The sequence below is a fragment of the Bacillus sp. RC51 genome, from assembly GCF_044908115.1.
Classification (GTDB): Bacteria; Bacillota; Bacilli; order Bacillales; family Bacillaceae_G; genus Bacillus_A; species Bacillus_A mycoides.
This window is the reverse complement of record NZ_JBIYCW010000002.1, coordinates 383406-400729: the sequence shown is the minus strand read 5'-3', so window position 1 is coordinate 400729 and position 17324 is coordinate 383406. Positions and strand designations below refer to the sequence as shown.

Genomic DNA, 17324 nt, shown 5'->3' with positions numbered 1-17324 from the left:
TCAGTGGGGTGTCCATCCCCCACTGATTATTAGCTTTCACCAATCGAGCTTTAACGGGCAGTTAAAGCGGGATAAAATAATTTGGCGATAGAAAACATTTGCCTTTTAGTCAAATTTGACTATAATATAATCTATGATTTCCATTCTTTATATCATGTAGGCTCAATTTTTATAAATAAAGAGGAAATGAAACAAACTACACACAAAGATTTTTCATGCACTGCATCTAAAAACTTAAGTTAGTGTAATTTTTATTAAAGGAGGGCTACTTTTGGAAGCACAACTATCAAAAAACGAAGCAAGTAAAACAAAATTTGTTGTTGCTGGTTTACTACTTGGTATTCTCATGGCAGCAATGGATAACACAATAGTCGCAACTGCGATGGCAACAATCGTTGGAGACTTAGGAGGGTTCGACAAATTCGTTTGGGTCACATCTGCATATATGGTAGCAACAATGGCCGGTATGCCTATTTTCGGTAAGCTATCTGATATGTACGGACGGAAACGCTTTTTTATTGGTGGACTAATTCTTTTCTTATTCGGTTCTGCACTTTGCGGGACAGCAACAAGTATTGAACAACTAAGTATTTATAGAGCCATTCAAGGAATTGGCGGTGGCGCTCTGATGCCTATCGCATTTACAATTATGTATGATATATTCCCACCTGAAAAACGAGGGAAAATGACAGGTCTATTTGGTGCTGTTTTCGGAACATCCAGTGTTTTCGGGCCTTTATTAGGTGCTTACATTACAGATTATATAAGCTGGCACTGGGTCTTCTATATTAATATTCCATTAGGACTTATTTCCTTCTTCTTCATTACTAAATACTACAACGAGTCTCTAGAATACCGAAAACAAAAAATTGACTGGGCTGGTGCTATTACACTTGTCGTTAGTATCGTTTGCTTAATGTTTGCCCTGGAACTTGGCGGTAAAGAATATGCATGGGACTCTAATGTGATTATTGGTTTATTTTCAACTGTTGTTACTACGCTTATTATCTTCTTCTTCGTAGAAAGAAACGCAACAGAGCCTATTATTTCTTTCCATTTATTTAAAAAACCTTTATTTGCAGCTAGCCAAGGTGTTGCCTTTTTCTATGGTGCCGCTTTTATCATCTGTACAGTTTATATTCCAATCTTCGTTCAAGGTGTTCTCGGTGGTTCAGCCTCAAATGCTGGATTGATTTTGACACCTATGATGGTAGGATCTGTAATCGGAAGTCAAGCTGGCGGACAATTAGCTTCACGAACAAGTTATCGTAACATCATGATAGCATCCGGAGTGTTCTTCGTTCTTGGTATTTATTTACTAAGTACTTTAACAATGGAAACACCTCGTACACTTGTAACAACGTTTATGGTGCTTGCTGGACTTGGAGTTGGATTCTCCTTCTCAGTTTTAAGTATGGCATCTATCCACAAACTAGAAATGAGAGATCGCGGTTCTGCTACATCAACGAACTCATTCTTCCGTTCACTTGGAATGACCCTTGGTGTAACGATTTTCGGTACAATTCAAAATCATGTTTTCACTGATAAATTAAAAGCAGTCTTCCCACCTGAACTAGCAAAAATGGCTCCTAAAGGTGGAGACACAAGCTTTTTATTATCACCAAATGCCGCTGACAAACTACCTCCTGAAGTACTGAGTGGTATTAAGGATGCTCTTGCAACATCTATTGCCAATACATTTTTCTGGGCACTTATCCCAGCTGTACTAAGTATAATTTGTATTTTATTTATGGGAAATGAACGTCTTTTAACAGGTCCGAAAACGAAGCAAAAACAAAAACAAGTAAGCTAATACAGAAAAATGAAACGGTATATCCCTTTATGAAAGAGGATATACCGTTTATAATATATATAAAGTTTCTATATACAGGAGTTGAGACAGCATGAGCATGAAGTTAGTCATTCTCGGCTTGTTACTCGAAGGAGATAAGCATCCATATGAAGTTCAACATATAATGAAAGAACGACAAATGGATTGTTATATTAAATATGCCAAAGGATCGCTATACTATGCCTTCGAGCAATTAGAAAAACAAGGTGCGATTAGCGTTACCCATATTGTTCGAGATACGAATAGACCAGATAAAAAAATCTTCCATATAACAGGAGAAGGAAAATCCCTTTTCCACACTTTATTATTAAAACAATTTGAAGCGAAAAATCAAATATATAAACCTATTTATTCTGCGCTCTCTTTCGCTCACTTTAGCGACGAACAAGAACTAGTTCCTATTTTGGAAAAAAAGAGAGATGATACAATGCTATATTTACATACAATGCAAACGATATACGATCATAACAAACAACTAGTCCCTCGTGCTCAACTATATATTCTACAAAGCGTAATTGAGCATATTAACGTTGAGTTACGTTGGCTAAACACACTCTTACAAGATGCTGCTGTAGGTCGTCTTTCAGAAATAGGTGTAGATAATGATTAAGTTTTTCTAGAAGAGGTGCCTCCTCTTCTAGAAAAACTTAACACTATAATTATTCCTCGCAACTCAAAATACCCTCATTTTAATAATAAATAAACACCAAAAAACTTAATCTTCCGAATAAAAAGAAATAAAAACTTTAGAATTTTCTTATTTTAAAACAGTGGACAAAATTCCGAAAATTGTGTTAGAATTTGTTTCAATATCATATCGCTTGTTAAATTCCTTTCAAAAGGAAAATAGGTACACGAATATTTCACTTCGTGTTTAAAAGGGAAGTTTGGTGAAACTCCAACACGGTCCCGCCACTGTAAATGCTGAGATTTCTTTTTTGTGCCACTGTGAAAACGGGAAGGTGAAAGAAATTATATGAAGCATAAGTCAGGATACCTGCCTATTTTAACAACACTGATAGACTCACGGATGATGATGAGGTGTTAAGAACAAAAAGGAAGGCTTATTTTTCTATGCCTTTATGCTTTTTGTTATAGGTATTTCCGAGTAAACGGAAATGCTTACTTTCAATTAGGGAGGAATTTAAAATGGCAATTCAAACAAGTAACTTAGGTTATCCACGTATCGGACTACAACGAGAGTGGAAAAAAACATTGGAAGCTTTTTGGTCCAATAAAATTGATGAAGAACAATTTTTAACGACAATGAAAGAAATTCGCCTTCAACACGTCAAAGTACAGCAAGAAAAGGGAATTGAATTAATTCCAGTTGGCGATTTTACATATTATGACCACGTTCTGGATACGGCCTACATGTTAGGATTCATCCCTTCACGTTTTTCAGAGTTTACCTCTTACCTTGATGTATATTTTGCAATGGCACGCGGCTCTAAAGATCACGTTGCTTCTGAAATGACAAAATGGTTTAACACAAACTATCATTACATTGTTCCTGAATATGAAGAAGGATTACAAATCTCTTTAAAAGACAATCGTCCTCTTCGTTTATATGAAGAAGCGAAAAAAGAGTTAGGCGTTGATGGAAAACCAGTTATTTTAGGCCCTTATACATTCCTAAAACTAGCAAAAGGTTATAACGAAGAGCAATTTGCCACTATTTTAAAAGAGCTAGTTGCACCTTATGTACAACTATTCTCTGAATTACACGCAGCTGGAGCACAAATTATTCAAGTTGACGAACCAATCTTCGCATCTTTAACAAAAGATGAAATTAATCAAGCGAAAGAACTTTACGAAGCTATTCATAAAGAGGTTCCAAATGCTAATCTTCTTCTACAAACATATTTTGATAGTGTAGAAGAGAACTATGAAGAAATTATTACATTCCCTGTTTCCGGTATTGGATTAGACTTTGTTCATGGCAAAGAAGGTAATGTAAATGCTATTTCAAAATACGGATTCCCAGCTGATAAAATTTTAGCTATCGGTTGTATAGATGGCCGTAACATTTGGAGAGCTGATCTTGATGATGTACTTTCTTTATTTACAACATTACAAAATCAAATCACAGCAAAAGGTTTAATTGTTCAACCTTCTTGTAGCTTATTGCATACTCCAATTGATAAAACGGAAGAAACGCACTTAACAAGTGAATTATTTGATGCACTTGCATTTGCTAATCAAAAATTAGAAGAACTAGTCCTTATCCATTCTGCTCTTACTAAAGGTGTAGAAAGCATCAGTAGCGATTTAACAACATATCGTAATGCACATCATGCAATCCGCTCATCAGCTGCACGTAATCGTGAAGATGTAAAAGTGGCACGTACATCACTTAAAGAAGATGATTTCTCACGTCCTCTTCCATTTGAAAAACGATATGAACTACAGCAAGTAGCTTTAAAATTACCGTTGTTACCAACAACAACTATTGGTAGCTTCCCGCAAACATCTGAAGTTCGTCAAACACGTAAACAGTGGCGTAACGGCGATATTACAAATGAACAATATAATCAATTCATTGAAAAAGAAACTGCAAAGTGGATTCGTTACCAAGAAGATATTGGTCTTGATGTACTAGTACATGGTGAATTCGAAAGAACTGACATGGTGGAATATTTTGGAGAAAGACTTGCTGGTTTCTCCTTTACTAAAAACGGATGGGTACAATCATACGGTTCTCGTTGCGTAAAACCACCTGTTATTTATGGTGATGTTGCCTTTATAAGTGGAATGACTATTAAAGAAACTGTATATGCACAAAGCTTAACAGAGAAAGTAGTAAAAGGTATGCTAACTGGACCTGTCACTATTTTAAATTGGTCATTCGTTCGAAATGATATTTCAAGAAAAGAAGTTTCATATCAAATTGCATTAGCACTTCGTCATGAAATTGAATTACTTGAATCTTCCGGAATTAGAGTAATCCAAGTCGATGAACCTGCACTTCGTGAAGGTATGCCGTTAAAAGAAAAAGATTGGGATGCATACATTACATGGGCAGTTCAATCATTCCTTTTAGCAACATCTTCTGTAGAAAATGAAACACAAATTCATACTCATATGTGTTATAGTAACTTCGAAGATATTGTAGATGCAATTCGAGCGTTAGACGCAGATGTTATTTCTATCGAAACATCAAGAAGTCATGGAGAATTTATTAATACATTAAAGCATACAACATATGAAAAAGGAATTGGTCTAGGGGTATATGATATTCATAGCCCACGTGTCCCAAGTAAAGATGAAATGTTCACAATCGTAGAACAATCTTTACAAGTATGTGACCCTAAATATTTCTGGATTAATCCAGACTGTGGTTTAAAAACACGAAGAACTGAGGAAGTTATACCTGCTTTAGAGCACATGGTTCAGGCAGCAAAAGACGCTCGTTCTCTCCTAAAAACAAACGCATAATAAAAAACGTGTTATCCTTTAAAAAGGATAACACGTTTTTTTATTCTACACTCTCAAAATAGAAGTCGTATTGTACTTTATACAATTCATCGTCTGATGGCTCTTCAAGAGGAGTTGCCTGCAAGACTATCATATATTCCCCGTTCGGAATAGGAATATGATATTTATTAGAAAGAATACTTGTTATATATACTTCTTCATTCTTCACTGTGAAAGGAACTGATATCGTTCTAACCACTTCTTCTTTCTCAATATGATTTCCACAAGTAACTTCCACTTCACAAGTATAGTCAGAGATTGCTTCAAAAATAATAGCTCCATCCACCTCAGCATAGCCTCTTTCAAAATCTTCAGGAGTCCAATCTACATAAGGCTGCTGACCATCATAGTTCATTATCATTAATTGCGAATATGAAATTGTTAATTCCATAACTATCCCTCTCCTCCACTATGAAATGTATGCCAATTACTATTTCACTTCAAATTTCACACGCGTACCATCTGGATATTTGTCTAGCTTATTCCCTACCCAAGAACCTGCACCGCGGTTATCTGCTGGACTTATATATTCAATATGAGCTCCTTTTCCGCCTTCCTTACACATCGCCATCGGCCATTCATCACGATCATAACCTTTCTTCGTCGGATATGGCGCTAACGATAATTTCCTTCTATCCGCTGCACCATTACGATCAATTGTACACATTTCCGAATGTCCTTCTTTTATAGCATCCGTTATATGTTTCCCGGTCTCTGGATATCGTTCTTTCGGGAACTCTAGAATTTGATCATACGTAGTTGTTTTTTTAGTACTTGTCTCCTCTGGCACAAGTACTTCATATACCGCTACCAAAAGAGAAAGAATTGCAATAATTGAAATGATAATACCTTTAAATTGCTTCATGTGTACCTCCGTGTTCCTACCAATTTCTTTTCCTCAGTTATTATAACAAACTTCTTCTATGTATGTTTTCAGACATTATTTTAGCTCTTCCTCTCCATTCCGCCAAAAACATTCATTTTTCTTCATCTTTTCACTAATGCTGTAGAAAACTAATAACCTTCCGACATTCTTTTTCAAAGGAAGTCCTCATAAAAGGTTGAAATGATATATACGATACTTTTTGGGGAGGAACTATCATGGAAGCTATTTATAAAACGAAAGATGTTACAAATAAAACAGGTATCCCAAAACATATAGTCCGAAAATATAGCCAACTCTTAGAGGAACACGGTTATATCATTTCAAAAACAGCTGATGCTCGTATTTATAAATTGGATGATTTAAAACTATTGAAATCTATACATGAAAGAGCTGCTACATTACAAGAGGACATTTCAGAAACAATACCTATTATTTTAAAAGAAAAAGAAGCCCCACCTGTACCTGTTATTCAAGATAAACAAGAAGTGCAACCAAAAGAAGATGGGCGTAACTTTGAGGAGTTCATGCTAAAACTTGAAATGCTTGCTCAATTAAATGAAGCAATTATTCATCAAAACTCTACTCTCATTACACAAAATCGTTTAAAAGACGAGAAATTAGATGAACTAATGCAACAAGTTTATGTAAAAGAAGGCTCACAAGAAAAAATGTTACAAGATCTAGTTGTTCACGCCGCTCAAACAGATGCACTCCAAAAAGAAAAGATGGACTTATTAATGAATCATATGTATAAGCGAGAATCCAAACAAGAAGAAAAAATGAATAAACTTGTCAATCAAATTTACAATAAAGACAGCAACCGTGATACACAACTTATGCAAGTTATTCGTGAAATTCAAGAAACAAAAAGATTAGTCGCCGCCTCAAAAGAGCAAAGCTTCTTTCAATCATTTAAAAGTTTATTCGTTCGAACAAAACAAGAAAAAATAAATGAATGAAATTTTGTAACTTTTTCTAATGCACGAAAAATAAAAAGTTACCTTCTATCGGTAACTTTTATTCCTTATATCGTACAGCTGGCAATATAATAATAGCTTCAGTTCCTTTTCCGCTTTCACTTTTATATTCCAATGTGCCATTATGCGCTTGTAAAATACTAAATGTTACCATAAGGCCTAATCCTGTTCCTTTTTCTTTTAAAGAATAATACGGTTGTCCAAGCCTTACTAACTGTTCTTTTGTCATTCCAACACCACTATCTTTAACTCTTATTATTATCAATTCATCTTTTTGAATAGCTGTTACTTTTAAATACCCTTTGTTTCCTTGAATTGCTTCAATACCGTTTTTAACAACATTCATAATAGCTTGCTTCAATTTCGTCTTATCGCCGATAGTATAAAGGCTCTCAGAAATCTCAACTTGCAAATAAACGCCCTGCATCGCTGCAAATGATGACATAAGAGTTGTCATTTCAATTAATTGTGCTGATAAACAAATATGTTCTTTTTTTTCAATTTGAGGCCTTGCTAAATTTAAATAATCTGAAATAATCTGTTCAGCACGATCCAGTTCAGCTAATACGAGACGCATATAATCTTTGTTTTTTACGTCTTCCGTACTCTCTAGCAATTGAATAAACCCTCGTACAACAGTGAGAGGGTTTCGAACTTCATGTGCAACACTTGCAGCTAACTCACTTACAATATTAAGTTTTTCTGATTTTTGCATTTCTGTACGCAATAATGCATTTTCGTTTAAATACTCAGTCAAATACACTTGAAATACCATTGTCATAACCATAATAAGTGATGCAAATATATACCCACTATATAGATTAGATATGTACGGTGTAAAACCTGTTTCTAAAAGGACATTCAACATCCCGACTACTAATGAAACAAGAACATAAAATGATGCAATCATAAAAGCTAATATTAGCTTCTTATCTCTTGAAAAAAGAGACCATTTCTTTGACAAAAATAATGGAATTATCGAAAGAAATATAACTTCTACCATAGGCAACCAACTAAGCCCCTTAAAAATCCATTCATATGCAACATAAATAATGGCAGGGATGAGCCCAACAATCCCACCATATAAAAAACCACTAACAATCGGGACTGGATGAAAATTGTATCCGCAAACGGAACCAAAACAAATAGAGTATGTCATGGAGAGAACGAGTGTAACGCTAGATAAAAACATAATAAAGTAGCGATTAGGCTTCGGAAGCATTCCTTGATAACGATTTAAACGAATCGCTTCATATAAAAATAGTGGTAAAATAATGATGGCAATTTGGATCATTAAATCACGAATCAGCTCCATAGCCTCTCATCCCCTATATGTATTTTGATATGATTATATCATTTTATAAGTCTATTTGTTTTAAAATTTTGATTTTTCTTAACGTATTTGTTAATTATTTGTTAACAACTAATAATAAATGTTACAAATTTCCGAAATGATTGTAAACCCTGTACCAAATTTCCTTCGTGCAGTATACAATGAATACGGATTACAAAGAAAATAAAAAACACTTCACTAGACGGACAACTATCGCAAAATACAGCATATAATCCATACTATCTATGTTTACAAATAAGTGATCATTACTTTAGTAGGAGGAAGATAAATATGGCGGGTACTACGCTTGTTTTAAAAGAAGAAAATTTGGTTGTGCTAGAAAACGTTGAAAAATCCGTATACGAAGAATTGCAACATAAAGCAGGGGACGAAGACTGTACATGTGCTGTAAATGAATCCGTTGTCCATCTTGGCAAAGTATCTTCCGTACTTTGGAACGAAGATGAAATAGATTGGGAATACGGTTATTAAAAAGTCGCTTGCAGCGGCTTTTTTTGTGTTTATGCTTAAGTGAAACTTTAATTAACTCACACAGCTTATACTCTTATAGACATTTGAATCCTCACATAATTTCTTACTTCCACTGAATTTTAAGATACGATTCTTATCTTTCACAAATAGCGGGGGGAATTTTATAAACAAAGCGTAATAGTTGAAAATATGATAAAATGAACTTAATTTTCAAACGGAAGAAAGGGAGATACAATGGAACAATTCATTAATCCTAGAGTGAAGGACATCCAAATTTCTGGAATCCGTCAGTTCTCTAATATGATTCAAAACTATGATAATCTTATCTCTTTAACAATTGGGCAACCCGATTTCCCTACACCTTCTCTAGTAAAAGAAGCAGCTAAACGGGCCATTACAGAAAATTATACAAGCTATACACATAACGCTGGTTTACTAGAATTACGCGAAGCAGCTTGTAACTTTGTAAAGGATTGCTATGATTTACATTATTCACCTGAAAACGAAACCATTGTTACAATCGGTGCTAGTGAAGCGATTGATGTTACATTCCGAACTATTTTAGAACCAGGAACGGAAGTAATTTTGCCTGCTCCTATTTATCCTGGTTACGAGCCGATTATTCGACTATGCGGTGCAACTCCTATTTTTATAGATGTTCGTGAAACTGGATTTCGTTTAACAGCTGAAGCTCTGCGAAATGCAATTACAGAACGAACAAGATGCGTCGTTTTACCGTATCCTTCTAATCCAACTGGTGTTACCTTATCAAAAGAAGAATTAGAAGATATTGTATCTATCTTAAAAGATAAAAATATTTTCGTTCTTTCTGATGAAATTTATAGTGAACTTGTATATGAAGAAAAACACACATCTATCGCTCATTTCCCAGAAATGCGTGATAAGACGATTGTCATTAACGGCTTATCAAAATCACATTCTATGACCGGCTGGCGTATCGGACTTTTATTTGCTCCAGAATATTTAGCAAAACACATATTAAAAGTTCATCAATACAATGTTACATGTGCTACTTCAATCGCTCAGTATGCTGCAATCGAAGCTTTAACAGCTGCTAAAGATGCCCCGAAGATGATGCGCTATCAATACAAAAAACGCCGTGATTACGTGTATAATAGACTCATTCAAATGGGTTTAACGGTTGAGAAGCCAACAGGTGCATTTTATTTATTCCCATATGTTGGACATTTAACATCTTCATCATTTGATTTTGCACTTGATCTTGTAAAAGAAGCTGGGCTAGCCGTTGTTCCTGGAACCGCATTTTCCGAATACGGTGAAGGCTACCTTCGCCTTTCCTATGCTTATAGTATCGAAACTTTAAAAGAAGGCTGTGACCGTTTAGAAGCCTTTCTAAAGAAAAAAGCTAAGAGTTAAACTCTTAGCTTTTTGTTGCATAATAATCACAAGTTTGACGCTTCAATAATTTATGCGGAATAATAATGCATTTTGAAGTAGATTCAGAATGCTCCACCTTATCAACTAAAGCTTTTGCCGCTTCATACCCTAATTGATAAATATTCACATCAACTGTCGAAAGTGGTGGACTAGCAATTTCTGATAATAAAGCATTGTTAAAGCTTACAATCGAAACATCTTTCGGTACAACAAATCCTTTTTTAGAAAGCGCACTTAACACGCCAAGTCCAATTAAATCATCCGTTGCCATAATTGCCGTCGGTGGTTGCTTTAGTCCCATTAATTCCTCAACGGCCTGTTGACCACTCTCTCTTGAAAAATCAAAGTGTAAAATATACTCTTTCGGCAATAGAATATCTGCTAGTTTCAAAGCATCACTCATCCCCGCCAAACGATCTCTCGTTACAAGTAAATCTGATCCACCGCCGATGAATGCGATTTGTTTATGGCCTAATGAAATCAAATATTCCGCTACTTCTCTTGCAGCTGTATAATTGTCATTATCTACATATGTAATTTCATCTTTTCGATCATATGGTTTTCCAATTAAAACAAACGGGAAGTTTTGGTCATGCAAGTATTGAATAATCCGATCGTTCTCTCTTGAATATAAAAGAATAATACCACCGATTTGACGCCCTTGTACCATTTTTACAACACCATTAAAAATTTCATCTTCCGTTTCACCAGTCGACATATAAAGCGCATACCCTTCCACATGTGCAAATGAACTAATTCCTCTTATAACTTCTGGGAAAAACGGATTTTGAAAAGCTTTACTTGCAGAACTCGGCATAACAAGACCAAGTGTCTTCGTCGTTTGGTTCGCAAGGTTTCTTGCATTTAAATTTGGATGATACCCTAATTCACTCATTACTTTTCGAACACGGCGCTTTGTCTTTTCACTTATACTTGGATTATCAGCAATTACACGAGAAACAGTTGATGGTGCTACGTTCGCCTTCTTCGCCACATCTTTAATTGTAACTGTCATAAAAATCCCCTCCTTTCACTTCTCTGCCATTTTCATATATTTTATCTTGCACCCGTTGCAAGTCATAGGAGAAGTCATAAACTGTCATTTATTTATTCTATCTTGCAAAACTTATCATATTCTCCCTCTCCATGTATTGTAAGGGATATAGCTCTTTTTTCCTATACTATAATATACTATTTATTTCACTTCTTTTCATATGCGATGTCAAATCTCTTTTCATCTCTCTATAATTTTTTTATAGAGAGATGAAAAGAAAAATGGGACATAATGTCCCATTTCTCATCCTTTCGTACCTCCAGCTGTTAAACCAGAAATAAAGTATTTTTGTAGTGATAAGAATAAAATCGAAATCGGGATTGCAATTAATACTGAACCCGCTGCAAACGTCGTAAATTCATTACCAAATTTTTTCGCTACCATTTCATATAATCCAACTGCTAAAGTGTAATTTTCCGGCGTGCGTAAAATAATACTTGCTAAAATGAAATCTGTAAATGGACCGATGAAAGTGAATAATGCTACAACCGCTACGATTGGCTTTGCAAGCGGCATAATGATTTGCCAAAAAATACGGAAGTGTCCTGCTCCATCCATGCGGGCTGACTCATCCAACTCTTTCGGAATCGTATCAAAATACCCTTTCATAAGCCAAGTATTCATTGGAATTGCTCCACCTACATAAATTAAAATTAATGCAAGATGTGTATCAATTAATCCTGTTAACTGCGCTAATACATATAGTGCGATTAACGCTGCAAAGTTCGGAATCATTTGTAGAATTAAAAATGTTAATAAACCATTTTTTCTTCCGACAAAACGATATCTCGAAAATGCATAAGCAGTAAAGCTAATTGCTAACACCGAAAAAATCATCGTCATAACACTAACTTTTAACGTATTTTTATACCAAAGTAAGTAATTACTTGAATCAAGATCAAGTAGCTTACGATAATGATCTAACGTAGCATTTTTTGGAATAATGCTAGAACCAGACAAACTATCTCCTGGATTAAACGATGAACCAATAATCCATAGTAATGGATAGAAAATAATCGCACACATTATGAAGATAACCAAATAACTTAATGAAAGACGTAACATCTTTTGTCGTTTAATATTCATTTACATCATATCCTCTTCTTGGAATGATTTTGTTCTCTTAAATTGCCATAACGCAACTGTAATAACGATTAACGATAAAATCATTGTAAGAGCTGCTGCTTTTCCGTACTGCGCTGAAGTCATCGTTAACTTATAAATCCATGAAATTAAAATATCCGTTCCACCTGCATCTTGCCCCGCTACAGCAGGACCTCCGCCGTTAAATAGATAAATGATACTAAAGTTATTAAAGTTAAACGTATATTGTGTAATTAAAATTGGTGCTGTTGCGTATAAAACAAGTGGCAATGTAATTTTGCGGAACTGTTGCCAAGCAGTTGCTCCATCTACTGTAGCAGCTTCATATAATTCTCCTGGAATCGATTGCAATATACCTGTTGTCATTGCAAAGACGAATGGGAAACCGAGCCACGTTTGGATCATAATTAAAGCAATCTTCGCCCAAAACGGATCTGTCATCCAAGCAATCTTTTCAATCCCGAATAAAGCTAATACTTGATTATTAATTGCTCCAAATGTTTCATTAAACATACCCGAGAAGACAAGAATAGATACGAATGCTGGAACAGCCCACGGTAAAATGAAGATTGTTCGAATAATTGCCTTACCTTTAATACCAGGCTGATTTACGATAATTGCTAAGAAAATACCAAGTGCAACTTGTAATGTTGTTGCAACAAATGTCCAAATGACAGTCCAAGAAAATACACTTAAAAATGTCTCTCTCCACATTGGTAATGTGAAAATATCAATAAAGTTTTTAAAGCCCACCCAATCTACTAATTTAGCTGGAGGAGAGTGATATAAGTCATAATTCGTAAATCCAATTAAAATTACAAAAATGATTGGAAATACAACTACAAAGATAAGTAATAGAAATCCTGGTGAAACCATTAAATATGGAAAACCTTGATCTAATAAGTTACGGTATTGCTCTTTTACTGAGTTTAATGGTGTTCCTATATCACGTTTCTTCCCATTTTGGTATGCATCATATAAGTTAAATCCATATATTCCTAGTCCAAACACTATGACGATAAGTGCCAAAATTCCTTCTACTAATAGAAAGACAGAATGGTCACGTGGAACTTCTGTACCGAGTGTTACAATTCCCCATAATCCCATATTTAATAAATCAGCAAATGCTACAATAAATGAACCTGTTAATACTAGAAAAATAAGGCCTTTTACAAATTGTTTATTATACATTTGGCCTATGCCTGGAATGATTGATAACATGGTTGCCATTTTCCTATGTTTTGAACCTTTTAAGCCGTTTGCTGGTTCCATAGATGTTTGCATGTTCCTTCCCCCTTTTTTCTGGGAGAGAATTCGTGCCTCTTATAGTAGAGGCACGAATTTCACCTTATTTTTTCTTACTATGATTTGCCTCAATATTTCCTTTAATTTGTTTCACTGCACTATCAAGAGCGGATTTTGGTGCCTCTTTATCTGTAACAACTAACTGAAGCGCGTCTCCAGCTGGTTTCCATACTTCTTGCATTTCTGGAATATTCGGCATTGGAATTCCATTTTCTGATTGAGTTGCAACTGCTTTTGCAGCTTCATTATCTTTAATAATTGGATCTTCCATTACTGATTTTACTGGAGGAATCTCTTTTGTCTTCTCAAATCTAATTTTTGCGTTTTCTTCATTTGTTACCCACTCAGTGAATTTTGTAGCTAAATCATTTTGTTTAGAGAAGCTTGTTACATGCCATCCTTTTACCCCAACAAATGTTTTCATCGGTTGACCATTTGGTAATTTTGGCATTGGAGCAACACCATAATCAATTCCGTTCTTTTCCATCGCCTGGAACGCCCACGGTCCGTTCATAATAGATGCTGCTTTTCCTTCATTGAATAATCCATCAGCAGCAGGGCCACCAGACTCACCGATAATACCTTTCGGGAATAACTTTTCTTTGTACCATTTTTGAAGATATTCAGCCCCTTGTACTGCTCCGCTATTATTTAATCCAACATCACTTGCATTTGGCTTTCCGTCTTTCTCACCAAATACATATCCGCCCATACCTGCCATAAACGCGTTAGCAAAGTAGAAGTTATCTCCTAATGTTAAAAATCCGTACTTGCCATCCTTCGTAAAGTCTTTTGAGAAGTTAAATAGCTCGTCCATCGTTTCTGGAGCTTTTTGCATTAATTTTTTATTGTAAATAAAAATTGGTGTTTCAATTGCTTTTGGTAAACCATATAATTTCCCGTTGTATGTTTGTGCCTTTATTGATAAGTCAGTAAATTTACTCTTCACAGCATCATCTGCTTTTACTTCAGAAAGTAAGCCCTCTGTTACTGCATTTCCGATTTGATCGTGTGGCAATGTTACAACATCTGGTCCCGTCCCCGCTGGTCCATCAAGACGTAACTTTTTCACTTGATCTGTCATTTGCATTTCAACAACTTTAACTTTTACTTTATATTTTTCCTCAAAGCTTTTCACTGCTGGTTCTAAACCAACACCTTTTTTATCATCTTCCCAAACGAGAAGATCATAATCTTTCTTCTCTTTACTTGCTTCTTTTTTCCCTGAATCTTTCGGTCCACATGCAGATAACATACCGATTGACAATGCTGAAATCGTTAATAGTGATAATGCTTTCTTCATCCCAAAAAACCTCCCTAAATTGTCTATGTACTTCAGAAGTTGAAAACGTTTGCATTGAATGGTTTAATAGAAGCGCAAACAATATCTCAATCTATGAAAACGTTTGCGCTATTTGTCTATCATTATACATTCTTTTATTCATTTTGCAAATATTAATTTTCAAAATAATCTCCTCATACTCTTTATTCATTGACTTTACATAAAATGAATACTACTCTTATAAGCAATATTAAAGTTATGTTAAAGGAAATCGTTTGCAACATAATCTTTATTATTTCATTTTAGGTAACAATATATATAGAGATATTAAAGGGGGATTTTCTATATGCTTAAAGAAGCGATCTATCATAGGCCAAAAGATAATTATGCATACGCTTACAACGAAAAAACAATTCACATCCGAATACACACAAAAAGAGATGATGTTCACAGCGCCGCCCTCATCTACGGTGATCCGTATGAATGGCAAGATGGGAAATGGATTACTGCGAGTACACCTATGAAAAAAACCGGATCTACTGATTTATTTGATTATTGGTCGGTTTCAATCGAGCCGAAATTTAAACGCTTACGATATGGATTCGAATTAAAAAACGACGTAGACACTCTTATTTATACAGAAAGAGGATTTTTTTCTAACATTCCAAATGACGATGTCGGTAACTTTTTCTGCTTTCCATTCATTCATGCAAAAGACGTTTTCAGAGCACCATCCTGGATTAAAGACACAGTATGGTATCAAATTTTCCCGGAACGATTCGCTAACGGGGATAACACATTAAATCCGGCAAACACCCTCCCTTGGGGAAGTACCGAACCAACTCCAACTAATTTTTTCGGCGGAGATTTTGCTGGTATTATTCAAAACCTTGATTACCTTGTGAAGCTTGGAATTTCCGGAATATATTTCACTCCTATTTTCAAAGCTCATTCGAATCATAAATATGACACAATTGATTACATGGAAATCGATCCACAATTTGGGACGAAAGAAACTTTCAAAGAACTCGTTCAGGCGTGTCATAAACATGGTATAAAAGTAATGCTCGACGCTGTTTTTAATCATAGCGGGTACTTCTTTGATAAATTTCAAGACGTGCTGGAACAAGGTGAAAATTCCGCCTATAAAGATTGGTTCCATATTCATGAATTTCCAATTATAACCGAGCCACTTCCTAACTATGATACTTTCGCATTTACACCATATATGCCTAAATTAAATACGGCACATCCAGATGTAAAAGAATATTTACTTGAAGTAGGTCGTTATTGGGTAAGGGAATTCCATATAGATGGTTGGCGTCTTGATGTAGCAAATGAAGTCGATCACAGTTTTTGGAGAGAATTCCGAAGTGAAATAAAAGCATTGAATCCTGAAGTATATATTTTAGGCGAAATTTGGCACGATGCACTCCCATGGCTACAAGGTGATCAATTTGATGCTGTAATGAGCTATCCGGTTACAAACGCTCTACTTTCTTACTTTGCTAACGAGTCCATTAATTCAAGTGAATTTATGAAACAAATTACAGATTCTCTACATTCCTACTCTATGAATGTAAATGAAGCAGCATTTCATTTATTAGACAGTCATGACACACCTAGAATTTTAGCAACATGTAATGGGGATAAAAATAAGTTAAAGTTACTCTATGTATTTCACCTTTCTTTCATCGGTTCTCCTTGTATTTATTACGGCGATGAAATCGGTATGGATGGTGGAATGGACCCTGGCTGTCGCAAATGCATGATATGGGATGAAAAAGAACAGGATACTCTTTTATTTACACATATACAAACATTAATTTCATTACGGAAACAACATAAAGCATTTGGAGGAAACGGTATTTTTCAATTCATTGAGGCAAATGATGAACATAATTATATTTCTTATACAAAAACATATGAAGATGAAACTATCTTTTTCGTTTTAAATCCTACTAACAGTGAAGTTACAACTTCACTCCCTCTTCATATTACCAGGAAGAAAATAATTAACATTTATACAAACGAAGAATTTTCAGCGGAAGCAAGTGTATTACAAGTTACACTTCCACCGTATGGATTCTCTATTTTAAAATGGTAATAGTAAAAGCCTTATGCCAGGGTGGCATAAGGCTTT

General features: G+C 35.1%; 14 protein-coding genes and 1 riboswitch. Of the genes, 7 read left to right on the top strand and 7 right to left on the bottom strand.

Translation table 11 applies throughout. The features are described from left to right. The first annotated feature begins 271 nt into the window (after positions 1–271). From ABH959_RS06890 to metE, 3 genes are all read left to right on the top strand, one after another. Entirely contained in the window at positions 272–1813 is a 1542-nt protein-coding gene (locus ABH959_RS06890) for an MDR family MFS transporter (RefSeq protein ID WP_219303452.1), read from the top strand. Between the two features lie 91 nt (positions 1814–1904). Continuing rightward, positions 1905–2462 carry a PadR family transcriptional regulator gene (locus ABH959_RS06885; protein WP_404492403.1) on the top strand — a complete coding sequence of 186 codons (558 nt, stop codon included), beginning with the start codon at positions 1905–1907 and terminating at the stop codon, positions 2460–2462. 221 nt (positions 2463–2683) lie between these two features. Beyond that, a riboswitch (cobalamin riboswitch) is annotated at positions 2684–2871 on the top strand. A gap of 130 nt (positions 2872–3001) precedes the next feature. Further along, positions 3002–5290, top strand: coding sequence for a 5-methyltetrahydropteroyltriglutamate--homocysteine S-methyltransferase (metE, locus tag ABH959_RS06880; RefSeq protein WP_113937170.1), 2289 nt, complete (start codon positions 3002–3004; stop codon positions 5288–5290). A 40-nt stretch (positions 5291–5330) separates the two neighbouring features. Here metE and comJ read toward each other — a convergent pair whose 3' ends face one another. Together comJ and nucA are read right to left on the bottom strand one after the other, a co-directional pair. Next, positions 5331–5720, bottom strand: coding sequence for a competence protein ComJ (comJ, locus tag ABH959_RS06875; protein WP_002088359.1), 390 nt, complete (start codon positions 5718–5720; stop codon positions 5331–5333). Positions 5721–5759: 39 nt separating this feature from the next. After that, positions 5760–6194: a DNA-entry nuclease gene (gene nucA / locus ABH959_RS06870; RefSeq protein ID WP_002014817.1), complete on the bottom strand. Its 435-nt coding sequence runs from the start codon at positions 6192–6194 to the stop codon at positions 5760–5762. 236 nt (positions 6195–6430) lie between these two features. Here nucA and ABH959_RS06865 point away from each other — a divergent pair, with 236 nt between their 5' ends. Then, the gene (locus tag ABH959_RS06865; protein ID WP_002014816.1) at positions 6431–7174 is read left to right on the top strand and encodes a DUF3967 domain-containing protein; all 744 of its coding nucleotides are present in this window, start codon (positions 6431–6433) and stop codon (positions 7172–7174) included. Between the two features lie 58 nt (positions 7175–7232). On the opposite strand, the gene ABH959_RS06860 is transcribed toward ABH959_RS06865, so the two are convergent. Then, entirely contained in the window at positions 7233–8507 is a 1275-nt protein-coding gene (locus ABH959_RS06860) for a sensor histidine kinase (protein WP_113937169.1), read from the bottom strand. Positions 8508–8816: 309 nt separating this feature from the next. Here ABH959_RS06860 and ABH959_RS06855 point away from each other — a divergent pair, with 309 nt between their 5' ends. Together ABH959_RS06855 and ABH959_RS06850 are read left to right on the top strand one after the other, a co-directional pair. Continuing rightward, the gene (locus ABH959_RS06855) at positions 8817–9017 is read left to right on the top strand and encodes a hypothetical protein (RefSeq protein ID WP_000929276.1); all 201 of its coding nucleotides are present in this window, start codon (positions 8817–8819) and stop codon (positions 9015–9017) included. Positions 9018–9251: 234 nt separating this feature from the next. Further along, the gene (locus ABH959_RS06850; RefSeq protein WP_113937168.1) at positions 9252–10415 is read left to right on the top strand and encodes an aminotransferase A; all 1164 of its coding nucleotides are present in this window, start codon (positions 9252–9254) and stop codon (positions 10413–10415) included. 4 nt (positions 10416–10419) lie between these two features. On the opposite strand, the gene malR is transcribed toward ABH959_RS06850, so the two are convergent. The 4 genes from malR to ABH959_RS06830 all read right to left on the bottom strand — a co-directional run bounded on the left by malR (position 10420) and on the right by ABH959_RS06830 (position 15202). Then, positions 10420–11451 carry a maltose operon transcriptional repressor MalR gene (gene malR / locus ABH959_RS06845; RefSeq protein WP_113937167.1) on the bottom strand — a complete coding sequence of 344 codons (1032 nt, stop codon included), beginning with the start codon at positions 11449–11451 and terminating at the stop codon, positions 10420–10422. Positions 11452–11733: 282 nt separating this feature from the next. Further along, positions 11734–12576 carry a maltosaccharide ABC transporter permease MalD gene (gene malD / locus ABH959_RS06840; RefSeq protein ID WP_002088365.1) on the bottom strand — a complete coding sequence of 281 codons (843 nt, stop codon included), beginning with the start codon at positions 12574–12576 and terminating at the stop codon, positions 11734–11736. Next, complete coding sequence (gene malC / locus ABH959_RS06835; RefSeq protein WP_113937166.1) at positions 12577–13878, bottom strand: maltosaccharide ABC transporter permease MalC; 1302 nt, start codon at positions 13876–13878, stop codon at positions 12577–12579. It lies immediately after the preceding gene. Positions 13879–13942: 64 nt separating this feature from the next. After that, positions 13943–15202 carry an extracellular solute-binding protein gene (locus ABH959_RS06830; RefSeq protein ID WP_113937165.1) on the bottom strand — a complete coding sequence of 420 codons (1260 nt, stop codon included), beginning with the start codon at positions 15200–15202 and terminating at the stop codon, positions 13943–13945. A gap of 325 nt (positions 15203–15527) precedes the next feature. Between ABH959_RS06830 and ABH959_RS06825 the strand changes: the two genes are divergently transcribed. Next, the gene (locus tag ABH959_RS06825) at positions 15528–17288 is read left to right on the top strand and encodes an alpha-glycosidase (RefSeq protein ID WP_113937164.1); all 1761 of its coding nucleotides are present in this window, start codon (positions 15528–15530) and stop codon (positions 17286–17288) included. The last annotated feature ends 36 nt before the right edge of the window (positions 17289–17324 follow it).